This is a genomic window from Mariniradius saccharolyticus AK6 (assembly GCF_000330725.2).
Classification (GTDB): Bacteria; Bacteroidota; Bacteroidia; order Cytophagales; family Cyclobacteriaceae; genus Mariniradius; species Mariniradius saccharolyticus.
The window spans coordinates 24,205-47,449 of record NZ_AMZY02000007.1 but is presented as its reverse complement, the minus strand read 5'-3'; the positions used below and the strand labels follow the sequence as shown (position 1 = coordinate 47,449).

The 23,245-nt window shown below is 47.5% G+C and carries 20 protein-coding genes; 6 read left to right on the top strand and 14 right to left on the bottom strand.

Annotation, left to right across the window (positions count from 1 at the left end; all coding sequences use genetic code 11):
• The first annotated feature begins 597 nt into the window (after positions 1–597).
• Positions 598–1,647 carry a glutaminase A gene (gene glsA / locus C943_RS05645; RefSeq protein WP_008625205.1) on the top strand — a complete coding sequence of 350 codons (1,050 nt, stop codon included), beginning with the start codon at positions 598–600 and terminating at the stop codon, positions 1,645–1,647.
• Positions 1,648–1,674: 27 nt separating this feature from the next.
• Here glsA and C943_RS05640 read toward each other — a convergent pair whose 3' ends face one another.
• Positions 1,675–2,934: a porin family protein gene (locus tag C943_RS05640; protein ID WP_008625204.1), complete on the bottom strand. Its 1,260-nt coding sequence runs from the start codon at positions 2,932–2,934 to the stop codon at positions 1,675–1,677.
• Positions 2,935–3,317: 383 nt separating this feature from the next.
• Between C943_RS05640 and C943_RS05635 the strand changes: the two genes are divergently transcribed.
• Positions 3,318–3,920, top strand: coding sequence for a hypothetical protein (locus C943_RS05635; protein ID WP_008625198.1), 603 nt, complete (start codon positions 3,318–3,320; stop codon positions 3,918–3,920).
• A 387-nt stretch (positions 3,921–4,307) separates the two neighbouring features.
• Entirely contained in the window at positions 4,308–4,955 is a 648-nt protein-coding gene (locus C943_RS21290; RefSeq protein WP_008625196.1) for a TetR/AcrR family transcriptional regulator, read from the top strand.
• A 9-nt stretch (positions 4,956–4,964) separates the two neighbouring features.
• Here C943_RS21290 and C943_RS05625 read toward each other — a convergent pair whose 3' ends face one another.
• The 8 genes from C943_RS05625 to C943_RS05590 all read right to left on the bottom strand — a co-directional run bounded on the left by C943_RS05625 (position 4,965) and on the right by C943_RS05590 (position 12,587).
• Complete coding sequence (locus C943_RS05625) at positions 4,965–5,546, bottom strand: DUF502 domain-containing protein (RefSeq protein WP_157198450.1); 582 nt, start codon at positions 5,544–5,546, stop codon at positions 4,965–4,967.
• A gap of 59 nt (positions 5,547–5,605) precedes the next feature.
• Complete coding sequence (locus C943_RS05620; RefSeq protein WP_008625189.1) at positions 5,606–6,673, bottom strand: PCMD domain-containing protein; 1,068 nt, start codon at positions 6,671–6,673, stop codon at positions 5,606–5,608.
• A complete protein-coding gene (locus C943_RS05615) occupies positions 6,670–7,371 on the bottom strand; it encodes an outer membrane beta-barrel protein (RefSeq protein ID WP_157198449.1) in 702 nt (233 codons plus the stop codon). The genes C943_RS05620 and C943_RS05615 overlap by 4 nt, the downstream gene beginning before the upstream one ends.
• Before the next feature lie 74 nt (positions 7,372–7,445).
• A complete protein-coding gene (locus C943_RS05610) occupies positions 7,446–7,895 on the bottom strand; it encodes a hypothetical protein (protein ID WP_008625184.1) in 450 nt (149 codons plus the stop codon).
• 20 nt (positions 7,896–7,915) lie between these two features.
• The gene (locus tag C943_RS05605) at positions 7,916–9,649 is read right to left on the bottom strand and encodes a hypothetical protein (RefSeq protein WP_040479223.1); all 1,734 of its coding nucleotides are present in this window, start codon (positions 9,647–9,649) and stop codon (positions 7,916–7,918) included.
• A gap of 56 nt (positions 9,650–9,705) precedes the next feature.
• Entirely contained in the window at positions 9,706–10,503 is a 798-nt protein-coding gene (locus C943_RS05600; RefSeq protein ID WP_008625181.1) for an SDR family oxidoreductase, read from the bottom strand.
• Between the two features lie 24 nt (positions 10,504–10,527).
• On the bottom strand, positions 10,528–11,304 hold the full coding sequence (locus tag C943_RS05595; protein WP_008625180.1) for a glucose 1-dehydrogenase: 777 nt from the start codon (positions 11,302–11,304) through the stop codon (positions 10,528–10,530).
• 158 nt (positions 11,305–11,462) lie between these two features.
• On the bottom strand, positions 11,463–12,587 hold the full coding sequence (locus C943_RS05590) for an outer membrane beta-barrel protein (protein WP_040479221.1): 1,125 nt from the start codon (positions 12,585–12,587) through the stop codon (positions 11,463–11,465).
• Between the two features lie 294 nt (positions 12,588–12,881).
• Here C943_RS05590 and C943_RS05585 point away from each other — a divergent pair, with 294 nt between their 5' ends.
• Together C943_RS05585 and C943_RS05580 are read left to right on the top strand one after the other, a co-directional pair.
• Entirely contained in the window at positions 12,882–13,244 is a 363-nt protein-coding gene (locus C943_RS05585; RefSeq protein ID WP_008625150.1) for a hypothetical protein, read from the top strand.
• A gap of 89 nt (positions 13,245–13,333) precedes the next feature.
• A complete protein-coding gene (locus tag C943_RS05580; RefSeq protein WP_008625149.1) occupies positions 13,334–14,524 on the top strand; it encodes a porin in 1,191 nt (396 codons plus the stop codon).
• A gap of 190 nt (positions 14,525–14,714) precedes the next feature.
• On the opposite strand, the gene C943_RS05575 is transcribed toward C943_RS05580, so the two are convergent.
• The 5 genes from C943_RS05575 to C943_RS05555 form a co-directional block, all read right to left on the bottom strand.
• Positions 14,715–17,138, bottom strand: coding sequence for a TonB-dependent receptor plug domain-containing protein (locus C943_RS05575; protein WP_008625148.1), 2,424 nt, complete (start codon positions 17,136–17,138; stop codon positions 14,715–14,717).
• 174 nt (positions 17,139–17,312) lie between these two features.
• On the bottom strand, positions 17,313–17,840 hold the full coding sequence (locus tag C943_RS05570; RefSeq protein WP_008625146.1) for a hypothetical protein: 528 nt from the start codon (positions 17,838–17,840) through the stop codon (positions 17,313–17,315).
• Positions 17,841–17,852: 12 nt separating this feature from the next.
• On the bottom strand, positions 17,853–18,329 hold the full coding sequence (locus C943_RS05565) for a nucleoside deaminase (protein WP_008625145.1): 477 nt from the start codon (positions 18,327–18,329) through the stop codon (positions 17,853–17,855).
• Between the two features lie 168 nt (positions 18,330–18,497).
• The gene (locus tag C943_RS05560; protein WP_008625143.1) at positions 18,498–19,238 is read right to left on the bottom strand and encodes a LytR/AlgR family response regulator transcription factor; all 741 of its coding nucleotides are present in this window, start codon (positions 19,236–19,238) and stop codon (positions 18,498–18,500) included.
• Positions 19,235–20,308 carry a sensor histidine kinase gene (locus C943_RS05555; RefSeq protein WP_008625141.1) on the bottom strand — a complete coding sequence of 358 codons (1,074 nt, stop codon included), beginning with the start codon at positions 20,306–20,308 and terminating at the stop codon, positions 19,235–19,237. The genes C943_RS05560 and C943_RS05555 overlap by 4 nt, the downstream gene beginning before the upstream one ends.
• A 258-nt stretch (positions 20,309–20,566) precedes the next feature.
• On the opposite strand from C943_RS05555, the gene C943_RS05550 reads away from it, so the two are divergent.
• Complete coding sequence (locus C943_RS05550; protein ID WP_008625139.1) at positions 20,567–23,098, top strand: TonB-dependent receptor; 2,532 nt, start codon at positions 20,567–20,569, stop codon at positions 23,096–23,098.
• Positions 23,099–23,245: the final 147 nt, after the last annotated feature.

Sequence of the window (23,245 nt, the reverse complement as noted above, 5' to 3'; positions counted from 1 at the left end):
CAGCTAGAAACTATGAAAAACGAGAAAATCAAGCATCCCAGTAGGCATCCATCTGACCGAAAAGAGCACCACCTTGAAAGAAAAAATCCGCCTCCGACTCGATTGCTATTGCTTGTCCAGCCCACGATGTTCCCATGATGTAGGCACAGTGGTCCGACAGTGGTTTGACAGTGTTCCTACCATGTCCCAATCGCTATCCCTACTACTTCCGCCCTACCTCCGCCTTTCGGTTCGTTTGATGCGCTTTGTGCGTTTTATGCGCTTTGTGCGCATGGAAACCTGATATTCTCCCTAAAATGAAACCGAGTAAGGTATGGGTATGAGATCGATTCGCTTGGTAATTGATACCCCATACACTGAAAAACATTCTTTATCGTTTGCTTGAACCACAAAGTTGTATCGAGTTAGCAGGCAAATTTTTTTTTCCATCTTTCCTATCCCTACGGTGGGTTTTCGTCTAGCCGCTGAAATGGGGTTTATACTGCTTTTTCCACCTCTCGTTTTTTTGTAGATTTAGCAAATCATAGCCAGCTTAGCCTTGCAGCGGCATTAACAATTTTCAGACTGATTTTTCACTTTCATAACCTACAACTCGCCATGAAAAGACCACAAAATCCCATCAATTTGCCGAAATGGACATTCATCGTCCTGGTTTTGCTTTTTTCCGTAAGCCAAGGATTTGCACAGAGAAGATCTTGGACCGAGCAGGAATTCCAAAAGGCCCTGAACAACGCCTACAACAAGTTCAAAGACCTCAAGGAAGGCGCCAACGCCGACTATATCCCGGTCTTGGCAGAAGTCGATCCGGAGTTGTTTGGACTTGCTATCGTGACCGTAGATGGTAAAATCCTCACGGCGGGCGATGTCAATACCGAGGTTTCCATCCAGTCGATTTCCAAGGTATTTACCATGGCAAGGGTGATCGAGGATTTTGGGCCGCAAATCATTCAGGACAAGGTTGGTGTGGATGCCACCGGTATGGTGTTCAACTCGATCATCGCCATCGAAATGCACAAGGGCCAGAAGATCAACTCCTTCGTCAATCCAGGTGCTATCGCGACCACGAGCTTGGTCAGGGGCAATACCTATGATGAAAAATGGAGCCTTATCAAGAGAACTTATGACGATTTTGCCGCCCGGACATTGGATATCAACCAGGTGGTCTACGAGAGCGAAGCGGCAACAAATCAGCGCAACCAGGCGATTGCCATGCTTCTCAACGCTTACGGCAGGATGTATTGGGATCCGATCCAGACCACAGACCTGTACACCAAGCAATGCGCCGTCTCGGTCAACGTGAAGGATCTTGCCGTAATGGCGGCGACTTTGGCCAACGGCGGCACCAATCCCATCACGAGCAGGAAGGTTGTTTCTTACCAAACGGTCGCCCATATCACTCCCGTCATGGCCACTGCCGGTTTGTATGATGATTCGGGGCAATGGATCTACAATATTGGCCTGCCAGGCAAAAGCGGCGTGGGCGGAGGTATCATTGCCTTTTTCCCGGGACAATTTGGCATTGCAGTGATTTCCCCGCGCTTGGACGTCGCCGGCAACTCGGTACGCGCACAACAGGCCATCAAGTACATCGTGGCCGAACTCGGGGCCAATCCATTCTACACCGTTCCCAAAACAGGTAAAAAGTAGGTTTTCCGATTCGAATTCTCCGTGAATCTAGAAACCAAATTGGGCCTGAAAGCGAATCGACGATTGCGCGCCATAATTGCTCGGAACAAATCCCAATTGTCCATCCGGTGATACCGTCGTTTGATCGATCGGATTGGTCAGGTGGTTGAACTCGAGCGTGAAGCGCACCTTGTTGTTGAAGAAGAAAGGATAGTAGCTGATGCCAGCCCCGGGCGCGGCATAGTTCTTTAGCGGTGTCGCTGAGGGCTGGTTTCCCTTACCCACAAAATCAAACCGCGCATAGGTAAACAGTTGGTTGTCCAGCCAATATCCCAAGGTCGAGTAGAAGCCTTCCCGATAATACTCCTCCCCAACTCCCGGTTCGAAGCGTGTCCAAGTCCTATTGTAGGCACTGAAAAAGTGTATTCTTTGCCCTTGTGTGCTGAAGTCAATGTTTACCTGGGTTCCTCCGTTTGGTTCGGTTTGGATGACTTCCTTGTCAAACCGGGTTTGGTTTCCGACCGAGAATCCCAAGAGCATGCCGTAATCGAATTTGTTTTTGCGACCGACCATATCATCCCATCTACCCCAAGACCCACCCAGGATATTCCATTCTCCCCTTGCAATCAGGGCCACGTCAGAAGCCGCCGGTGCCGGAAATTCCTGTCTGCCACCATACGAACCATTGCCGACTGACATGTAACTTCTGAATTTTTCGCTGAAGATATGCCGCCATTGTAGGCCAAATGAACTCCAGATGGCAAACTCAAAATCCATTGCGCTGAATTCTATCGCCGCCAAATCCAGGGGATACATCCAATCCTCCAAGCTGAGTGCCATAAACTGCCGCCCAAAGCGGAACCAGTTTTTGTCGTTCAGATTGTATTGGATATAGGCCGCAATCAACTCAAATTTTCCCGATGGGTTGACATTGGTACGCAGGTGGTAGTAAAACCTATCGGTCAAGTTTCCTTCCAAAAATGTCCTGAAGCGTCCAAGATTATAGCCTGTAGCAGTACTGTTGACGTTGTCCGGCGCATTGTGAAGCAAGGCCAAATTGTACCGCAGTTGGGCGTAGGCCGAGATGTGGAGGGTATATTGTCCGTCTTTGCTTTTGATAAAAAAGGGATGGTAGAGCGATGGGTCAAAGCCCGCCGTTTTGGTTGTATCCTGAAATGCCCCCGGCGGCGTGTATCGGTACCTAAAGCGCTGCGGATAACGGTCCGCTTCGGATTGGGAGCTTACTTTTTGGATAAGAAACAGTTGAAAGATGACTGTCAAAACCAGGAGAATTTGAGGTGTCTTCATGGTCGCAAAGTTTGGTTAGTGTGGCATATGGAAAAAATGTTCGAACTCGTCTGTATACCTAAATTTAGGAGGAACGGAGGCGAAATCAAAACCGACTCGACACCTTCGGCTTCATGACCTTGGTTTTTTCTTTTCGGATGCTTTTCTCCTTAACGAGGTTACCGTCCGCGCCCTAAATGGTGAGAATTGACTTGCTGCTGCTGTTTTGTGGAGTCGGACCCTTGTTGTTGATCCGTTTCAGCAATAAATAAAAGTGAATAAATGTATAATCTTTTTTAATTAAAGATTTCTTTATAAAACCCGAACCTGTACGATTCCTTTCCGTGATTGTGCCATAAAGTGTATCAAACTTTGAACAAAGGCCTTTACCAAACTAAAGCTGGATGAAACTACGGATATTGATTTTGATCGTGCTGCTATCGACAGGCATTCTCTCCGCTCAGGAGTCACAACCACGTGAGACCCTACTCGGTCAAAATTCCTTCAAAAATGTCGGATTTGCCGTCACAGCAGGAGTTGCCGGCGCTTCCTTTGATGGTTCCAGTGTATTGGTCGGGATGAGTCGTGCCGGTGCGGTGTTCAGCGACAAGATCGGTATCGGTGGATTTTATAACTTGTCCTTGAATGATTTTGTGCCTGAATCTGAAACCGAGCCTAACACTTACATGGATTTTAGATGGGTTGGGGGGTATGTAGAGTACACTTTGCGGGCGCACAAAAAGGTCCACTTCACTTTCCCGCTCTTGATAGGAGGCGCAGAGTTGGAGTTGGACAGGGAGGGCGCATCCTCCACCCAATTTGGAGAGGCCAATTTCCTGCTGGTGGAACCATCCGCGCTGTTGGAGCTGAATCTCACGAAAAATATCCGCTTGCTCGCCGGGGCGGGTTACAGGTTTGCGGGCGATTTTGCCTATCGAAGTATTGAAAGCGCAGACATTTCGGGATTTTCCGGGCAGATTGCCCTTAAGTTGGGAATTTTCCCCTGAAAATAACCAATCACAGCACACCTATTTTGGAGAAGCTTTTTGGGAAACAGAAAAGTTTTCCCTTGCCAATTGGAGTTTATTTTGCTTGAGGGAGATACTTAAAAAAACGAAAAAACCTTTGCTCTCCTCCCTCGGCTAAGTATAGACTTTAGGTAGTGGATTGGATAATATTTGAGATTCAGCCCTTCTTTCAAAACCAACCACGTTAGCCATTGGGATACAGCTTGCGCCTACGCCAAATTTCACACAGATGGGGAGGAGGATAGGCGAAATCAATACTTAACTATCCGATTTTACTTGATACGACCGAGGTGATTTTGTTGATATTTTGGTTTTCGGTTGCGAATTTGTAATTAATTTGCCCATTAATCCGCTGTATCACTATAAATGGAAAAAAAACTCACCAAAGGCATCAAAACCCGTGAATTGATCTTGGATAAGGCGAGGGAGGTGTTCAATGAGGAAGGGATTTTTTTGACGATCAATGAGTTTTCGCGGAAAATAGGGATGACGTCCGGACGCATCACCAACCATTTCCCTACCAAAGAGCATTTGTTTGTGGGTCTCTCCGAACAATATGAGGCCGAGATGGCTGAGGTGACTGCCGCACATCAGTATGGGCCTGACCTTACCTTTGGGAAATTGGCGGCGCTGTTTTCAAAGGTAATGGACGTGCAGTATAAGCATCGCTCGGTGATCCTTTTTTTCTCCGTGATGCATCAATCCCAATCCGTGATGTTGGAGCAATTGCTCAAAACCTGGCTCAACCGTCAGGCGCGCTTGGAACGGTTAGCCAACACCTTGGTGAGTTTAGGCCTGTTAAATGAAAGTATCCTAAAACCGGAGGAGTTTGCTGTTTTTAGGTTTCAGTATGTAAATCTGTTCACTACTTGGATGATCTCCTATTCTTTGTATGACGCAAAGAAGAGCTTCAAATCGATAAAACCCATCTACCTGAAGGGCATTTTCAGAGCGTTTGAAGATTACCTGACAGAAAAGGGTAGGATGCAATTCGATTCGATCGAATACAAGTAAGCTTGCTGATCACCGTTCTATTTTTCTCAGGATCCCTTCCCCATAGTTGCGAATCATCCCCGTCACCTCAAAATTGGACATGTGCAGCATCGTGATTTTTTGAAGTGGCACGATGACGATCTCGCCTGTCGTAAAGGATGGGGCTTCCGGAATCATCAAAGTAGCCCATTCTTCGTTGCTTTCCACCAAGAAACAAACCTTTCTGATTCCTTCGTCCTTTAGCAAACAGGGCTTGAGGACCTTATCCTCGGAGTCTTCTCCCAGATTCACCAATGCCTTGTAAAACTTGAATCCAGGCACATAGAACAACAGCTTGGATTCAAAATTGACGAGGTACCTGCGGAAGGCCCGTCGCCTCAACAAAAAACCAATCAGGAAAACAAAGAGGATGATGACGGACAGTCCAGACCCTTTTGGGTATTCCTCGACGCCGATGTTTTTGCCCATTTCCTCCAGTGCGGGCAGCATGCTGGACAGTATGAATTCGATGATTTTCCAAAATATGTATCCGATGGCTGCAAATGGCAACAGGAAAGATAGGCCGGTCCAGAATGTGACAATGAAGTCTTTGATGGGTTTTTTGAAAATCATGGAAATCCAGAAGGAACGCTTTTTTTACTGCTAATCAGGTACAAACCATGGAATCATCCTCAATAATTCAAACGCAGGTTGTTGACAATCAGGGTGCTGTTGACACCACCTTCAAAGTTTGCCCCCTCTGCGCTGGATGCTAAAACAAAACTGAGGTGAGTTACCTCAACATTGGCATCTGCGAATAGCCCATTGGCCGGGAGCCAGTGGGCAGGGGAACCGGAAGGCAGTGTGCCATAAGTCAAAGGGATCGTGATTTCCTTGGGTTCGCTGACGGTATCTCCGCTTCTAAACCATGCGGTAGCGACGCGGCGGACGATGTTTCCTTCCCTGTTTTCAAGCAAAAGGTAGATGTCTGCTTGGTCTTTTTTGGGCAAAACCTGCCCCGATCCGTTTTTGTAAACCGCTCCCGGGGAATACGTATAGCTGATCGTAAAGCTTTTTGGGCGGGCGGTGAATGGGGTTCCAAACTTGGCGGAGTTCAAAGGATTGGCAATGTCCAAGACAAAATCGCCGGTAAACATCGATCCTGCTGCCATGCCTTGTTTGAGTAATTGAGCCAAAGGACCCAAATCACGGGTGGTAAGCTTTGCCCCAAAATCGCCTGTATTAATTTCCGTTTTTTCGACATTCGCGGCACCAAGGGTCACAACCCCGGCATTGCCCGATGCCCAAATGGTATTTACGTCCTTTCCGGGCTCGAGGTAGTTTTTACCTGTTGGGGTATGCCAATCGTCAAACCCTGAGTTTTCGAGTTGGGGTGTTTCCGTTTCTTTTTGGATGATGACGCGGTAGTTGGCCATCGAACCGTCTTCGGCGGTGACTTGGTAAAACACCGGTTGTCTGAAATCCACCAAATCCCCTTTGCCAGGGGCGATGCTGGCATAGGAACTGAGGCTGATCGAGTCCGCAAACAACCTCGAAACATCCACCTTAGCGCCCACAGTAATTCTGATTTGTAGGCTGTCGTTTTGGATTTGGGTATTGCCAACTTGTCCAGGTACCGTAAAGTACAGGATTTGATTCAAAGAGGACTTGCCAAAATGATGTTCGTCCAAGCAGGAAAACGTCAGCAGCATCATGCCAAGGACAAGTCCAAAGGAAAAGAGTTGTTTGGTCGTTTTCATAGATATACTGAGAATCCGAGGGACAATTCAAACAGGTTGATCTTCAAGCTGAGGTCATTGGAGACCACTTTGGAGTCGGGCAGGTTGGTGGCGGTTCCCCGTGTGGCGGAGTTGCTGAGTCCAAAGGCACCGACATTGACCTCAAAGCCGAAGTTGCGCTGCACAAATACCAGCATCCCTGGGCGCATTTCCAGTCCATAATAGACCGAACTGGAAAATGTGCGCGTGAGGATTTGGTTTGTGGTGACTTCTTTTACCTGACTGCCATATCCGATTTGGATTTCGGTAGGGACGATGATGTAGAACCTATTGCTTGTCCCCAAAGGAATAAAATTCTTAATGTAGGGACGGAAGGCCATTTGTCGCTCGGCAAGCCTGACGTCAGAGATGGTGCCATCGCTTGCTTGTTGGGTGCTGATGTCTTTGGTGCTTCCATACAGCAGGCCAAGCCCGATACCCAAGTTGTCCTTGATGGCATAGCCGGGATCTAGCCTAATTGAGAATGAGCGACGGCCATCATTGAGATAGGTAGCGAATAGCTGTCGGTCGTTTTCAGCCCGTTTTTGGGAGGCAGAGAGACTCAAGCTACTGAACCAGGTACCTTTGGTGATAGGCACCCCGGCAGACTCGGATTTTGATTGTTGGGAAAATAGGGGATGTGCTGCGCATACCAGCAGGCAGAGCCACAATGTCCTCATCAGCATGTTCATATTTTTCGGAAAGATTGAGAAGACTCCCTTTTCTGTGATGCCAATACTTGGGAGAGACTGGATTATTTCTTGTTTTCGAAAAGCGATTTCTTGGTCTCGAAGTCAACGATCGCAGCGACAATTCCGGCAATTATCCCCGCGATGATCGCAGCGAGGGGCAGACTGACTTCCACCTCACCCGCAATTCGCTGGAGCAAAATCGCAAAAATGACGACCAGTCCGAATGCATACACACTGTGCTTCAGTGCCTTTACAAAGAATGTAGGGAAGTAGGACGGCTTGTTTTCGACTTTCGTTTGGAAAAACGCGATGGATGTCAGGATGAATGCCAAGGAAATGGCCAAGGGCACAGCGCCTGAAAAAACGGTATGGGCAGTGGAAGAAATTTGATCTTGGGTCAAGAGTATCGAAGGATGGCGTTTGTCCAAGGTAAACCAGTTGATGATGCCGTTGATGACTGCATTGACGACGCCGTTGATGGCGGCTCCTTTTTTGATTTCGTTGAGTGTCATGGGATCTATTTTAGTTGAGATTAGTAAAACATGAAGAAGGATGCCTGGAAGCTCAGCCAATCGTAGACCTCGGATTCAAAACTGCTCTTGATGGCAGGGCCGGGGTTTGCCCAGGAAAACAGGCCTAGGAATAGGAAGTTTCCCTTCAGGAAGTAGCGGTAGGTCGTGGTGAATTCATGGCCGTAATTTTTTTCGGTCAGGTTCGCGATCGGAGCGAGTGAGCCAAGATTGCTGAACGAATCCGCCTTGAGAAAAAAGTAGTCGAAACTCAGGTCCATGTTCTTTTTCAGGTATCCTTTGACCTCGACCCGGTGGGTTATCAGGTTGCCGTCGCCTATGATCTTCCGGAAATTGATCCCCTGTACCCAGTTGCCGAGGCCACCGGTTTGAAGTGCGTCGAATCTTTCAAACCTTGAGGTACTTGGGTCATCTCCCTTCATGAACGCATATCTGTAATAGAAAGAAGGGCTGAACTTCCAGGCTTTTTTGAGCAAACCGCCCCCGAGATACCAGGCATTGGAGACCATTTCAGCGTTGGAATGCCATTGGTAAGCGAATTCTGATTTAATGAATATCCCTTTGCCCGCGATATTGTTGATCCACACCTTTGGATTGAGGGTTTGTAGGCCCTCCAAGGGGATTCTTCCGTTTGGTGTCGCATACGAGGACTTGGAGGACTGAATGGAAATGTGGTGCAGTCCGAGGTCGAGGTGTTTATTGTCGTTGAATAGAACACCTCCTCCGAGAAAGCGCGTGTTGGTTTGCCTATCTTTAAACAATTCCTGCGGTTCCAGAAAAAAGGCAGAGAAGTTGAACTTTTTCCAATGGACCTTTCCCCAAGCGGTCATTTGGTAGGCCGTCCGGGAATTCAAGTACAGGCTTCCCCTTTCACCCGCATTGGCAGAGCCCGAAAAGCGCGAGAAAAGAAAGCCGTCATTGAGTTGGAAAAATTGCCGACCCGCGGAGAGGTCAATTGAAAGATTCCTGTTTTTTCCGAGCTGTGGGATTAAAACGCCTGCATAAAGACGTTCAAACGCGCCGTAGATTGCCGTACCTTCAGAATAAATATCGGTGGTGTTTCTCGCCGAAATCAGGAAAGAGGCAGCTCCGTATGGATATATTTTGGATTTTCCTATTTGGGTGATGCCTCCGATACCCGGCTCCAAAAACGTTTCTCCCCAAAACCTTGGGCCCCGTACGGCGGCATTGTCAGCGACTGGATTTCCTTGGGTAAATTCAGGGCCTTTGGAAAAGAAGGCATTTTGGTCATGATAAAAACCAAAAGCGCCGTTGAGGATCAATGCAAGCTTGCTTCGGTCTGTTTCCAAAAGGACCGGAAACCGCGTTTCTTTTTTGGACGGGAGGGTTTCCTTTATCTCGCCGGGACCGAGAAACACAGCAGAAATGACAAGTACGACGGGTCCGGAGATTTCGGGTGTGTAGACTTTGTAACTGGCTGACTTGATTTGGGGCTGGCGGAGAAAGGCGCTGACCGCTAAATCGGCCGTCATTTCCCTAAAGACGCCTCCCGGTTGCAGTTTGAAATTGTCATAGAGGGCCTGCAATTCCGCCGAGTCAGCAAGGTATTGCTTGCCCTCCTTTTCCAACAAAATCACCACAGATCGTATTGGAGAGCCCTCGACCGTATTGGGGACCACTTCTACGCCAAAAATCTGACTGACTTGAGCTACGCCTTCATGGCGTTTTGAGAACAGCAGTACCAATAGGAGAAAAATCCAGTAAATGTTTCTCATAAGCGAATAGCAAAAAACTGTGGGAATGCACAAGCATTCCCACCGGTTTCGATTGTTTAGTCTTTTTTGGTTGGCATCTTACTCTTATAAGTTCCACCGCCGTCAATCCGCAGATCGATTCCCGTGATCCATTGTGCGGCATCACTCATCAAAAACATCATCCCATAGGCGATTTCAATAGGCGCTCCCCTGCGCTTCATCACAAACATATCTGAAAGTGCTTTGAGCATTTCGGGGGTATAGCCAGCGGCGAGCGTACTGTCTCCGTTATCTACAGAACCAATGAGTACCGTGTTGAAACGGACTTTTGGACCTGAGACGACGGCCATGCTCCTGACCATATTCATCAAACCAGCCTTGGCTGTGCTGTATTCAATAAACTCTGGCGAGGGAGTCACCCCAACCATAGAACCTGAGAAAACCACGGAGGCATTTGGTTCTTTTTCCAAGTGTGGCATGCAAAGCTTGGTGAGGTTATAGGCACCTACCGTGTTGAGCAGGTAGGATTTGACCATTTTGTCGGTATCGGAGCCCCAAATCGGTGTATTGGCTCCCCAGCCGACGTTGTTGATCAATCCTGAGATTTTGCCGAAGGTGTCCAAGGTTGCCTTCACGAGTTTTTCAAGGTCTGCCTCGTTTGTGGCGTCGGTTTTGATTCCAAGCGTTTTTTTGCCGGATTCCTTTTCAATGGCTGCGGCGACTTGTTTTGCTCCCTCTTCATTGAGATCGGAAATGACGACGTTTGCTCCCAAGGATGCGAAGAGATGTCCTGCGGCACTACCTATCGCTCCAGCCGCGCCTGTGATGATGATTACCTTTCCCTCAAAGGAGAACAATTTTTCGATAGCTGACATGATGGTAAGTTTTATAGATTGAGTTTAGTCCAAGGTTTGAATACCGCCGCCATTGACGAAAATGACCTGCCCGCTGACCCATTCTGAAACTGGTGCGGCGAAATACAGGACGGCACCCGCGATGTCTTCCACTTCTCCAAGTCGCTTGATGGGGGTATGGGTGAGCATTTTTGCCTCGATTTCGGGAGTCAAAACGGAGGCAAGCGCAGCTGTTTTGGTAGCGCCCGGGCCAACTGCATTGACTCTGATGCCGTCGATACCGTAATCCATGGCAAGGTTGGCGGTCATGTGGTTCATCGCAGCTTTTGAGGATGCGTACGCGCTCATATTGGGGCTTTTATTGATGCTGGCCATAGATGTGATATTGATGATGGATCCATATTTCCCATCCTTCATGTGCGGCGCACAGATTTGGGAAAGGCGCCATGCCGAATAGACGTTGAGCTTGAAGCGCCAAGCGAAGTCATCCACTGTAATGTTGCGGGGATTTTCACGGCCACCGCCGCCGCCACCGGCATTGTTGACTAGGATATGGACTCCCCCGAGCTCCTTGACTGTCCTGTCGACCAAATTCACCAAATGGCTATCTTCCGTGACGTTACATTCGACCGCAATGGCCTTAATTCCCGAAGCGGCGATTTCATCCGCTACTGCCTGTGCATCTGCGAGTTTGAGATCGCTGACAGCCACCGATGCGCCAGCTTGCGCAAGGATCAATGCACATGCTTTTCCAATGCCATTGCCGCCACCGGTGACGATGGCAACCTTGCCTTTTAATGAGAAAAATTGATTGAATTCCATGGGAACGCTTGTTGATTTTTTTTGGTAAACTTAGCAAAGGTTTTAAAAGAAAAAAAAATTTTTTTATTTTAAGAATCAAAATTTTTGCATTTATCAGCGAATCGAATGATTATGATTTTCGAATCCAGATTCCGTAGCCCTTTTTGTCAATTAGGACTTCAAAAGGAAAAGGTGACGTTTGAAATCATCCAAAGCTTGGAATCCGTGGGGTTCTGTTGGGCATCAAAAAAGACTGCGTCTTGGGATAGAAAATACCTGCCCTCAAACCTGAACATCAAATTGGTAGCCGGGCTGACATTCAGGGCGAGGCCGCTGCTGAATGTCCGGAATTTTTCGGCAGGGGTTACGGGTACAATTTGGATCCGACTGGGGTCCCAAAAGTACTCTACCCGACCCGAGACCGACAGCAATTCGGTGAAAGTATACCGGGCGATGAAGTTTCCTTGCCACCAAATGCCCTCCGATGTTGGTCTGTTTTGGACCGTTTCCTGTAGACCGATATAGGCGCTGCTCGTGAAGCTCCATTTTTTGCCGTCATTATAGATCCAATAAATATCCGTGAAATACCTTATCCTGTTGTCAGGGTTCAGCTCAGAGCGCTCGTCCCCGATGTAGGTATTCCAGTTGAAAAGGTTTTTGCCATTGGGGCGGAATTCCAGTTGGGTTCCCAGCGATTTCCCCTCATTCTGGTCTTGGATCTGCTGCCAACCGTTAAGAAGATAGAGGTAGGCTGTCAGCTTGCCGCTGAGGGGAAGGGTCACCTTTCCCCCTGCCAAATAGTAGGGGACATATTCGGGCGCAAAACTCCGGGTGTACATCAAATGGTCGCGGCTCACCGCGCTTTCGTTGGTGTAGGGCGATCCCAACACCCCGAAATCAATCCAAATGTCTTTTTTTGCAAATGGCCTAAATCCCACAGATCCCTCAAGGATATTTTTGAGGGAGCCGGGTTCTGATTGGTTGTTGGCGTTGATGAACGTTCCGAAACCCGGTACAAAACGTCCTCGGATCCGTTCGGACTGGTACCTCACATCCACGAATGCCAAGTTGATCGTAGCTTCGTTGTGCCTGTTCATCGATGCAAAATAGGGGATATTACCATCTTCCGGGCTTCCAAAATCATAGCCGTAATAGGCATCGATGTACGCCCCGATTCTCAGGTTTCCAATTTTCTCTCCTGGGGTCATATCCATCAGGCCCGTATTGGTGACTTGGGCTATGAGATGGCCGTATCCAAGAATAAGTCCAAGAAAAGCCAGGCATTTGTGCGTTATCTTTTTCATTTGAATTGACGAAGGCGCTTTTTGCCCGGCTAAAGCACCATGATTTTAAAACAAAAAGGATTTGGTTTAAAAAACCTGCTTTTGGGCGGGTATTGTGCATTGAATTTGGGAAAAAAATCATTGGGAAGATATTCATTGATCAGAAATCTTGACGAAATGTAAGGCTGGCTTAGAAAAGGGCGACGATTCAGCTGATCTCACTAAAATGCCGATCCGAGGAGATTGGATAGGAAAAATTGCCTTCCCACCTTACACTGATTTCCTTTTTGCGTAGAATTGCAAAAAAATTCAAGAATGCGTCAACGAATTTTGGCGGAGCTTTCGGCTTTCCTATTTGCGGTACTCTTCGGATTTTCCCAGTCTTGGGGGAATCAGGCGGTGATTGCTGATGCCGGCGTAGGCGATTCTGTTCAATTTGAAGCCAAGTTATCGCACCAGAGCGACTTGATGGCCCCGGCGACATTCGCGGGCTTGCAATCGGGTGAGCGGAGTAGGGTGAAGGTCCTCTCTGATTATGTCGCATGGGAGTTTGTTTCTCTACCGAGTTTTTACTTTTTATTTTCTTCGCTCGAAGCTCTCTACCGGAACCTTTGGCTCAAATACAATTCTTTTTACCCTGAGCGTATTTATCTCAAAAATCGTGTATTGATTCTATAGGATGATTTTTTGCTGTTTCAATGTCTATTTCGCTTACCTGTCGAAGTAGCATTTGTTGCTTTCCTTAGTTTCAATACAATCCCTTCCAAATGAAAAATCTGTTTTTGGCGGCGGTTGCAGGCATGCTTTCATGTCTGCCCTCGGCCTATGCGTACACATTGAATTCCAAAGACTCTACAACAAACAATCCCAAATCGCTCGATAATTTTCTTGACTTTCAGGCAGGCAAAGGTGTGCTATCCTTTGACCTGTATGGGGATTTTGGATATGTCGTCGGCCCACAACGTACACATACCTATTTCGATCCGATTTTTGGTGACACGGTAACGACATTCGGCAGGCGTGATTTCACCAGTTTTCCGCTTTATGCCAATCAATTTTCAGTCTCATACGCATTTGTCCAGGCGCAGTACGAGATTGAGAATAAGTTGAGGTTTAGACTCGCGTTTCACACGGGACACATTGTCGATGCGCTTTACTTGGAGGAAACTCCCTCCACCCGGATCATTCGGGAACTTGCACTGTACTATCACTTGAATCCAAAGTGGGCCTTGGAGATCGGTGTTTTTCCCTCATACTTTGGGGCAGAGATCGTCCTCAACAAGGAAAACCTACACGCCACAAGGGCCTACATTGCGGATTTTACGCCAGACTATGAGGCAGGTGTCAGGCTACATTACAAGCCAAACGAATTCAATACATTCACAGCCATGGTTCTGAACGGTTGGCAGGTTATCAGGGAAACAAATACAACCAAAGCCTTTGCCCTGAGTTGGAGCCTCAACAAGCCCGGGAAGATCGTCGGCAACTGGAACATGTACTTCGGCGATGAGCAGCCGCTCTCCGCACCCAAGTCGCTTTTTAGGCATTACCAGAACATTTATTATCGGGTGTGGCTTTCGGAGCGTTGGTTGATACTTCCTGTGCTTGATGTGATGGTCGAGCGCCGGCCGGATGCCGACATCAAAGGAGGTTGGCATAAGGTTGTCGCTCCGGCTTTCTCGCTCCGATATGGGATCAACGACCATTTTGGCGTTGCGGGACGGTATGAATATATCTATGATCCCAAAAGCCTAATCCCTGAGCTGCGCACCGGTACACCGAATGGCTGGCAATCGAACGCGGTTACACTTACTTGGGAATTCCTGCCGTCAGAGTTGGTTACATTCAGATTGGAAGGAAAATATGGGGTCAATAAAGATGCGGTATTCAGAAACGGCAGCAATGAATTGGTCCGTGAAGACTGGTACGGAATCGTGAGTACCTCATTTTACTTTTAGCGTTTGTCGGGAGGCAGGATGTAAACCTGTCTCCCATTTTTTTCCATTGGCCTGCCATTCCATAGGGATCTTTAAAAGCAGTATACTGAGTGGGTTTCTGTGGGAGATATAAGAATGTCGCTGGGATTGTTCCCTTAAAGGGTGCCGATGTTCCGGGATTTCTTCTGAAGGAAATCAGTCTAGGGGAGGGCTAAAAATTAGCCATCAGACTGAGTATAAAATTCCTTCCCGGAGCGGCTATACCTGAGCTGTAGGTTCGATATCGGACGTCTGTGAGATTTTCAAAACCGAGGCTGGTCGATAGCAGTTTGTTGATTTTCCAGTTCCCTTTCAAGTTAATCGTAGCCCAAGAAGGGCTGTACGGGTTGCCATTGGCATCGACGGCATAGAGTTCGGGTTTCCCGCGTTCTTCGAGGGGGAGTTGTTCAAAGCTGAATCCTCCCGAATAATCCGAGTACAGCATCAACCACCAGTTTTCTTTCTTGAATTCAAGCCTCGTTTGCCCGAAGGTGGGCGGTGCATGCCTGGATGGGCTTTTTTTCCCGTTTTCCATTTCCTCAGTGCCTTTCTGGATATTGAGGCGGCTGGTTAAGCTGAGTTCTCGGGTGAATTTAACTTCCACCGCGGCTTGCAAGCCAACGATCTGTACAAACGCCGCATTTTGCAAAGCCAATACTTTGCTCAGCTCCCCGTCATACAGGATACTATCCTGCCCGCCTAACTGAAAGTAGCGGCGTACCAAAGCATCATCCAAATAAGTATAGTATCCGGTCAAGTCGAGCATGATTCGGTCGCCTATGACCTTTCCGACATTGGCTTCCAAGTTGTAGGCATACTCTGGCAAAAGGTCAGGATTCGGGACCATGACCGTGCCCGGTTCGGAGTCGAAAAACTTTCCGATATCGTCCACATTGGGCGAGCGAAATCCCGTGGAGGCGTTGAGGTGCATCGTCCAGGAATTCCCGGGCGTCCAAACCCAACCCGCGCTGAAGGTTGTGGCTGCATTCCTGTTTTCGCTCGTCACAAAGGGCAGCGGATAGAAGCCAGCATTGTTGGAAAAGTCAGCATACAGCCTGAAGTAATTGTACCGCAAGCCTGCCTGCAGCAGCGATTGTGGCGAAATGCGATGCTGGTATGTTCCATAAGCCGCGTAGGAACTCCATTCGGAATTTGGATACCTGGCAGGTCCCTGGTCAGTGATACCTGAGTCGATATTTTCATCGCTCCCCGTGGAATGCACATCATTGCGAACCCATTCCAGACCATAGAAGAGTTTTCCCCTGCTGCCAAAACCTTTGGTTAGGTCCATATTGACCGAGTAGGCATCGACCTTTTCCGTCCGGGTTCTTCGGATCGGATCGTTGAAATTGCGGTCGATCCTGCTTTCCTCAAACTTCTGGTATGCCAGGTTGACCGAGAGCTCGTCGTACCATTTTCCGTTTCCAACGTGTCGGGCACGCAGGTGGTTCATCATCCAGATTTGGGGGCCGTATTTCCATTCTGCACTTCGGGGTTGACCATTTGGACGGAATCGAATCAGGCGGTCATACCGGCTGTAGGGGCTGGTTTCTGAGAAGTGGAAGGCATATTGCAGATCCCAGCGTTCAGACGGCTTGAACCGGAGTTTCTGCATCAGATTGATTTGGTCATAGCCTGAAGGGACCTGTAGGAGTGGATTTGTGTTTTCTACCAATACATCTTTGTTGCCGATTCTCTCGACATAGTTTGGCCTCAAAAACTCTTCCGGCCCCCGGGTTCCCATCCTTAAATCCCCAAAATCATGGCGACTAAAACTGCTTACTCCCGACCAGTTTTTTCCCCCGTAGCTCAGATGGGCATGCCCGGTTTTCTCTTTATTGGCTGTGCTGCCGCGAAGGGTAACATTTCCTGTGACAGACGCTTGCTTGCTCCGGTCAACGAACTCTGCCGCGAGCGTTTGGAAGCTCATCACCGCCCCGATCGCATCGCTACCATAAATGATGGATCCGGGACCAAAAAAGACTTCCGTGCTTTGTGTGGCGAATGGATCAAGTGAAATCACGTTTTGGAGGTTGCCGCTGCGGAATATCGCGGTATTCATCCTGACACCATCGACGGTGTACAAGAGCCGATTGGTTGAGAATCCACGGATCATGGGGCTTCCGCCACCCTGTTGGCTTTTTTGGATAAAAACTTCCCCAGAAGTCCCCAACAGGTCAGCGGCTGTTTGGGGATTGAATATCTCTCTTTCTTCTGCAGAAATCACCGTGATCTTGGAGGGGATTTCGCTTCGATTCTGGTTCCAGCGGGTCGCGGAGACAACGGATTCTTGAAGGGAAAACAATAGCGGATTCAACCTTACTTCGAATCCCATCGCCGCTAGCTCTTCATAACTTTTCACCAATTCTGTATATCCAAAGGCATGGATGTGGATTTTGTCAAATCCTTTCCATCCGCTTATGTCGGCTTTGCCGGAAGCGTTGGTTATCAATTGGGATTTGGATTTTGGGTGAAAGATAAGCGCGGATTCGACGGGAAGCTTGGTGTCCGAAGCCAGTACATTGAGTTGTTGGGCAGACGAATACTGCCATAGTCCTGCAACGAAAAGGAAAAAGAGTAAAGATAAACGCAACACCGCCCGGATTTGTAGTAGCTAATTGGGGCCGAAAAATAGCGAAGTTTGCCTGATTCCAATGATCGGATTTTTTGGAAAGGCACAATGTCCTGTTGAAAGCAGAAAAAGTCTGAAAACCAAAATACCTGCAGCATAGACCGCAGGTATTTTTAGGGATGATTGATTGCTTTCCACTTAGTTGATGGAATCCAATTCGACGTTGAGGTCGACCATCTCAGGGGCGATTTCCAGCAGGTCAGGCGCCTGTTCGGACGAAACGACGCCGCGGGCGATGAGTTCTGCGATCATATCCATTTGCCTGGCCATGTCCAATCCATTTTTGTGGCCTTCCTGAAACTGCTTCAACAAGTCCTCATCGCCTATGGCGGCATATCGCGCCTTGCGTGCTTCTTGGAGTCTGGCGTTTTTCTGCTCGATCAGGTCATCGATGCGCTTTTGGAACGCGTCCTCCATTTTCTGCAAATATTCCTCGGCCACCGTAGTCCCATAAAAAGGTGCTTTGTCGAGATCTAATACTTCTTGGCTTCCATCTTGGTGAATGACGGTCACGTGGGTACTGTCTTGGTCCATGATGAATTTGTCACCGGTATCTACGTCAGTGACCGCGTCACCTTCGAATACAAATCTTTCCTCTGGAGCTTTTTCTGTCTTGCAGGCCCAAAGCAGTCCTGCTGTAAGCATAATTGCGATCGTTTTTTTCATGTTGCTGATTGTTTAATAAAGTGTTTTGTTGTTCATATTTTTCCATTCCATGAATACATCCATTGCTGCCGGTTCGGAGATATGCTCAAATGCAATCTTCCTTTTATCGGGTGGAAGTTCGATTTCACCATAAATAAACTGGTCGTCGAAACCAATCGAAGCAGCGTCTGATTTGGAATTGGCAAAATAGACCTTTTCGGGTCTTGCCCAGTATATCGCTCCCAGACACATGGGACAAGGTTCGCAGGAAGCGTAGATTTCGCAGCCATCCAACTGGAAGGTGCCCAAATTCCTGCAGGCCTCCCGAATCGCCACCACCTCGGAATGGGCGGTGGGATCGTTGGTCAGCAACACTTCGTTGGAGCCTTTGCCCACGACCTTTCCGTCTTTGACAACCACACAACCAAATGGACCACCTTTTCCAGTTTCCATGCCATTTCTGGATATGGCAATGGCCATTTGCATAAAATATTTCGGGTCTTTTTTCATAAGAAAACAGTGTGTTTTGGACAAAACTGCTTTGTAAAGGCAACGCCACAGGTTTTGAAAAGTTCAGAACTTTAGTTTTTAAATCAAAAACATATACCGTCAGATTGGTAAATAATCTAGAAAAATTTGCAGAAAAAGATCAGCCCAGACCTGGTCGCGGCTCTCATTCTAGCTCATCCATCTCGACAAAAAATGCATGAAAGGCTCTTTGTAATTGTCGCTGACGGTGATGTGGGCGTCACCGATATTCACCACGTTGCGGGAGACCGAATCGATATGGTTGAGATTGATGATGAAAGACCGATGTACACGCATGAAATCCTGCGGGGGAAGCATGTCTTCCATGGCTTTCATACTGGTGAGGGAAAGAAGCGGATTTGGCTTGTTGGTGAGGTGGACCTTCACGTAGTCCTTGTACGCTTCCACGTAGGCAATGTCTTTCACCATCACTTTGACCAACTGGTATTCCACCTTCAGAAAAATATAATCGTGATTTTTCTCGAGATCCGGGCTCGATTCAGCAGGTTTTTGAAGTTTTTCGAAGTATTGGTATGCCTTGGTGGAGGCTTTCAAAAACTCTTCATAGCTAAACGGCTTGAGTAAATAGTCCAAGGCGTCCACTTTGTAGCCTTCGATGGCGAACTGATTGTAGGCCGTGGTGAAGATGATGCGTGGTTTTTGACCCGAGTTCTTGCCGTCAAGTATCCTGGCGAGTTCCATCCCTGAGAGGTCCGGCATTTGGATATCAAGGAAAACGAGGTCCGTCTGGTTTTGGTTGAGATAGCCCAACGCTTGGATCGCATTATCGAACTTGGCTTCCAATTGCAGAAAGGACGTTTGGGAGATGAATTTCGCCACCAAGTCGAGCGCAAGAGGCTCATCATCTACCGCAACACACCGGAGTTTCATTTCAGTCGGATGCTTAGGTTTACCTTGTATTGGTTTTGGGTATTTTCGCTATCGATACCCAAGGAATATTTGCTGGGATAGAGCAAGTCCAGCCGCCGCTTGGTATTGGTTAGCCCGATGCCGCTGGCATTTCCTTCCGGCGTATTCTCGGAAGCCTTGAATTTATGGTTTTCGGTAAATAGTTTGAGCTCGTTTCCTTTTTTGTCGATAAAGACCTTGATGAAGCTGTCTTGCTGTGAACTGATGCCATGTTTGAAGCAGTTTTCGATAAAAGGGAGCAAAAGCATAGGTGCGATTTCGACTTCATCTACCTTTTCGGGAATATTGATATCCAGGTGCACCCGACTGGAAAGACGAAGCTTCATCAATTCGACATAGTCCCGGATAAAATCCAGCTCCTTACTTAGTAACGTATGGTTTTTCTCAGTTTCGTAAAGTACGTATCGCATCATCCGGCTGAGCTTCAGAAGGGCAGTTTTGGCTTTTTCAACATCAATATTGGTCAGCGAATAGATATTGTTGAGTGTATTAAAAAAGAAATGTGGATTGATCTGCGCCTTAAGGTAGGAGAGCTCAGCATTGATCTTCTGCTGCTCAAACTCGAGGCGTACTTTTTCGTCAGCCTGCCATTTCTGAACGGTAGCAATAGAGGTGCTGATACCTACTGACATGCTGAACACGAAGAAGTTTGTCACATCCCAATACCAGTTTCTAGGCTTGTCGACGTGCGGTGTATTTGGTCTAAAAACCTCATGCATGACTGCTGACATGTTGAAATACTCGTCGAATCCCACCAAAAGAAGCACAAAGGAAATTCCCGCCAGCGTATTGACGATAAAGAACATGGGGATGCGATTTGTGAAAAGAAACCTTGGAACGAGTACAAAAAAATTGAAATAGAAGGCAATCAGAAGTAAAAAAAACGTGAGGGCCTGCTTGCTCCACCAAATTCCCGGCATCTCCATTTCCATGGAAAGCGGCCTCAGCAGGAATACGAATGACCCGAACAAAGCCCAACCCAAAATATGGATAAAGACGGGAAAATTTTTCTTAATGGGTGAACCTGACATGGTTATGCGGTTGATTCGATTTCAAAAGAATACAAAAAATTGGCCATTTGCCAAAACATTCTACCAATCTGCTCATTTTGTCGGCAGAATTACGATTTCTTCGGATAAGGGGGCTTGACACGTGCCCAAGGTTCATTCAACCTGTTTTTAGGGCATTTCGTCGAGACATTAACCCCGCTTGTCTATTTGATTTTTTTATGAAATGTGCCTGATGTTCCTTTGTTGTCGAAATCTATTCCAACGATACCACAAAGGATTATGAAAACTTTAAACCAACTATTATTTACTTTCCTGCTGCTCCTGACTACAGGATTTTGGGGAGCCCAATCCCAGACGCCTGCCCAAACAAAGGCAGTATATAAGGTGTCAGGCAGGATTTTGGACAAGTCCAACAATCAGCCCATACCCTATGCAGCAGCGGCCTTGGTAAATCCCGAGACCAACCAAAACGTAGCGGGCGCTGTCGCGGACTTCAATGGCAACTTCGTCATCACGGGTTTTGCCAATGGGAAATATGCGGTGCAGGTTTCCTTCATGGGTTTTCAGAACTTCACCACAGAACCATTTGAACTTTCCGAGCAGAACCCAAGCATTGAGTTAGGGAATGTCGCTTTGGACCAAGAAGCGGTCGCCTTGCAAGAGGTGACGGTCATGGGCCAGCGGGATTTGATTGAGGAAAAGGTCGACCGTACGATTTACAATGCCGAAAACGACAAAACCCTCATGGGTGGCGACGCGACGGACGTCATGAGAAGGGTGCCGATGCTTTCTGTAGACTTGGATGGAAACGTTTCCATGCGCGGTAGCTCGAATATCCTTGTCCTTATCAATGGCAAACAATCTGCTATTGTAGCCACAAACGTATCGGAAGCTTTGAAGCAAATTCCTGCTGAGGAAATCAAATCCATCGAGGTAATCACTTCTCCTTCAGCCAAATACGATGCCGAAGGTACGGGCGGTGTCATCAATATTGTAACGAAGAAAAACAACCTCCAAGGCGCTTCTCTGAATATCAACTCAAGCGTCGGTTACAGGGGCTCCAACCTCGGCTTGAATGCCAGCTTGAAGAAAGGCAAAATGGGCTTTACTTTGGGTGGTTTCGGCAGGGCAGGATACAATATCCTTGGTTTCTTCGACAACGCGCAGTACATCACAAATAGCGACGGAAACACGGTGAAAGTTCTCCAATCTGCCGATACGCGTAACAACATGCTTTTTGGAAGGTACAATTTTGGTTGGGATTATGAGATCAACAAGTACAACTTCCTCACAGCATCAGTTGGCTTTGGTATCAGAAACATGACCAACAGACAGGATGGTCTTTCGACCGACACCTACAATGAAGAAGCGCTTATCAGTTCAACACTGAGCGACGTAGTTGTGGACAACCTTTCAAACAACGTGGATGTCAACCTCAACTACACGAAGACCTTCGAAAAACCAATGAAGGAGTTCAGTATCTCTTCTTTGTATTCCAACAACAACTTGACGAATGATTTCATCAATAGCCTCTACAATGGCACTTTTGATGACATTGCGAGCAGGATCAAAAACAACAACTTGGGAAGAAACCAGGAATTTACCATCCAATTGGACAACGTGCAGCCGATAGGCTCGCAGAAAGGTCAAATCCTGGAGTACGGAGCGAAGAATATCCTCAGAAAAGCCAATTCTGATTTTACCTACTTCACCGCACAGGGACCTGATGGTGAGTTTATTCCAGTGGACGATGTCCAGTTTTCCAATGAATTCAGCTATGATCAAAACGTGACCGCTGCTTATTCTTCATTTACGACCACGGTTTTCAAAAACTACGGGTTGAAAGCGGGATTGCGCTACGAGTACACGACGATCAACGCTGATTTCGCAAATTCCGACCTGCCTGCCGAGATTCCAAACTATGGGCTTTGGGTACCTAGCGCCAACTTGAGTCGTAAGTTGAAAAATGGCAATATGATCAAAGCTGCCTACAACAGAAGGGTACAACGTCCATTTTTGAACTTCCTGAACCCCAATATCAACGCCGCAAACCCAAGACAGATTACGCAAGGTAACCCACTCTTGGATCCGGAATTGACAGACAACTATGAGCTTTCCTACAGCACAATGGTGAAAGGTTCTTCGATCAACTTCACAGGTTTCTTCAGGAACACTACCGGTTCTATCCAACCGGTAAGGACTGTGAGGGAAGACGACATCATATTCACTACGTATGAAAACGTGGGAACCGAAAAGGCATACGGATTGAGTTTATTTTCAAACATCAATATCTCGGGCAAATTCTCCCTCAATGGTAGCATCGATACATACTATGCTTATCTGAACAATGGCCTAGCAGACCCCATGTATGCAGCGCAAAACGAAGGCTTTGTTGTTAGCGGCAGGGTCTTCGCAAATTACTCCCTTCCCAAAGATTGGCAGATCCAGGCATTTGCCTTTGCGCGGGGAAGACAGGTACAGCTACAGGGTTTTGCAGGTGGCTTCGGGATGTACAGCTTGAACTTCAACAAGCAGTTTGCTGAGAAAAAGGGCAGCATCGGATTTGGTGCAGAGAACTTCTTCACGCCGGTATTCCGCATCAACAGCGAGCTTACCACGCCCACCATTATGCAGCAGTCAACAATGGGTATGAAAAACATGAACTTCAAAATCAACTTCAACTACCGCATTGGTAAACTGAGTACCCAAGGCCCTCCAAGAAGGAAAAGAGGTGTCAACAACGACGACATCAAAGAAGGCGGCGAAGGTGGAAACAACGCTGCCCAAGGTGGAATGGGAGGTAATAACTAGGGTTTAAATATAGATTGAGTTTATTATGAAAAAACCCGCTCTGGAATTCCAGGCGGGCTTTTTTATTTTCTAAGGAAAAAACCAAGGTCAAACATTCACTTCCAAATTCATTCTTTTTTGTCTCGCTTCACGTTTCTCGGTTCTTAT

Excerpts from the sequence above, each read along its gene's own strand:
- glsA (WP_008625205.1), top strand. The coding sequence starts at position 598 with ATGAAAAGACCACAAAATCCCATCAATTTGCCGAAATGGACATTCATC.
- C943_RS05640 (WP_008625204.1), bottom strand. The coding sequence starts at position 2,934 with ATGAAGACACCTCAAATTCTCCTGGTTTTGACAGTCATCTTTCAACTG.
- C943_RS05635 (WP_008625198.1), top strand. The coding sequence starts at position 3,318 with ATGAAACTACGGATATTGATTTTGATCGTGCTGCTATCGACAGGCATT.
- C943_RS21290 (WP_008625196.1), top strand. The coding sequence starts at position 4,308 with ATGGAAAAAAAACTCACCAAAGGCATCAAAACCCGTGAATTGATCTTG.
- C943_RS05625 (WP_157198450.1), bottom strand. The coding sequence starts at position 5,546 with ATGATTTTCAAAAAACCCATCAAAGACTTCATTGTCACATTCTGGACC.
- C943_RS05620 (WP_008625189.1), bottom strand. The coding sequence starts at position 6,673 with ATGAAAACGACCAAACAACTCTTTTCCTTTGGACTTGTCCTTGGCATG.
- C943_RS05615 (WP_157198449.1), bottom strand. The coding sequence starts at position 7,371 with ATGAGGACATTGTGGCTCTGCCTGCTGGTATGCGCAGCACATCCCCTA.
- C943_RS05610 (WP_008625184.1), bottom strand. The coding sequence starts at position 7,895 with ATGACACTCAACGAAATCAAAAAAGGAGCCGCCATCAACGGCGTCGTC.
- C943_RS05605 (WP_040479223.1), bottom strand. The coding sequence starts at position 9,649 with ATGAGAAACATTTACTGGATTTTTCTCCTATTGGTACTGCTGTTCTCA.
- C943_RS05600 (WP_008625181.1), bottom strand. The coding sequence starts at position 10,503 with ATGTCAGCTATCGAAAAATTGTTCTCCTTTGAGGGAAAGGTAATCATC.
- C943_RS05595 (WP_008625180.1), bottom strand. The coding sequence starts at position 11,304 with ATGGAATTCAATCAATTTTTCTCATTAAAAGGCAAGGTTGCCATCGTC.
- C943_RS05590 (WP_040479221.1), bottom strand. The coding sequence starts at position 12,587 with ATGAAAAAGATAACGCACAAATGCCTGGCTTTTCTTGGACTTATTCTT.
- C943_RS05585 (WP_008625150.1), top strand. The coding sequence starts at position 12,882 with ATGCGTCAACGAATTTTGGCGGAGCTTTCGGCTTTCCTATTTGCGGTA.
- C943_RS05580 (WP_008625149.1), top strand. The coding sequence starts at position 13,334 with ATGAAAAATCTGTTTTTGGCGGCGGTTGCAGGCATGCTTTCATGTCTG.
- C943_RS05570 (WP_008625146.1), bottom strand. The coding sequence starts at position 17,840 with ATGAAAAAAACGATCGCAATTATGCTTACAGCAGGACTGCTTTGGGCC.
- C943_RS05565 (WP_008625145.1), bottom strand. The coding sequence starts at position 18,329 with ATGAAAAAAGACCCGAAATATTTTATGCAAATGGCCATTGCCATATCC.
- C943_RS05560 (WP_008625143.1), bottom strand. The coding sequence starts at position 19,238 with ATGAAACTCCGGTGTGTTGCGGTAGATGATGAGCCTCTTGCGCTCGAC.
- C943_RS05555 (WP_008625141.1), bottom strand. The coding sequence starts at position 20,308 with ATGTCAGGTTCACCCATTAAGAAAAATTTTCCCGTCTTTATCCATATT.
- C943_RS05550 (WP_008625139.1), top strand. The coding sequence starts at position 20,567 with ATGAAAACTTTAAACCAACTATTATTTACTTTCCTGCTGCTCCTGACT.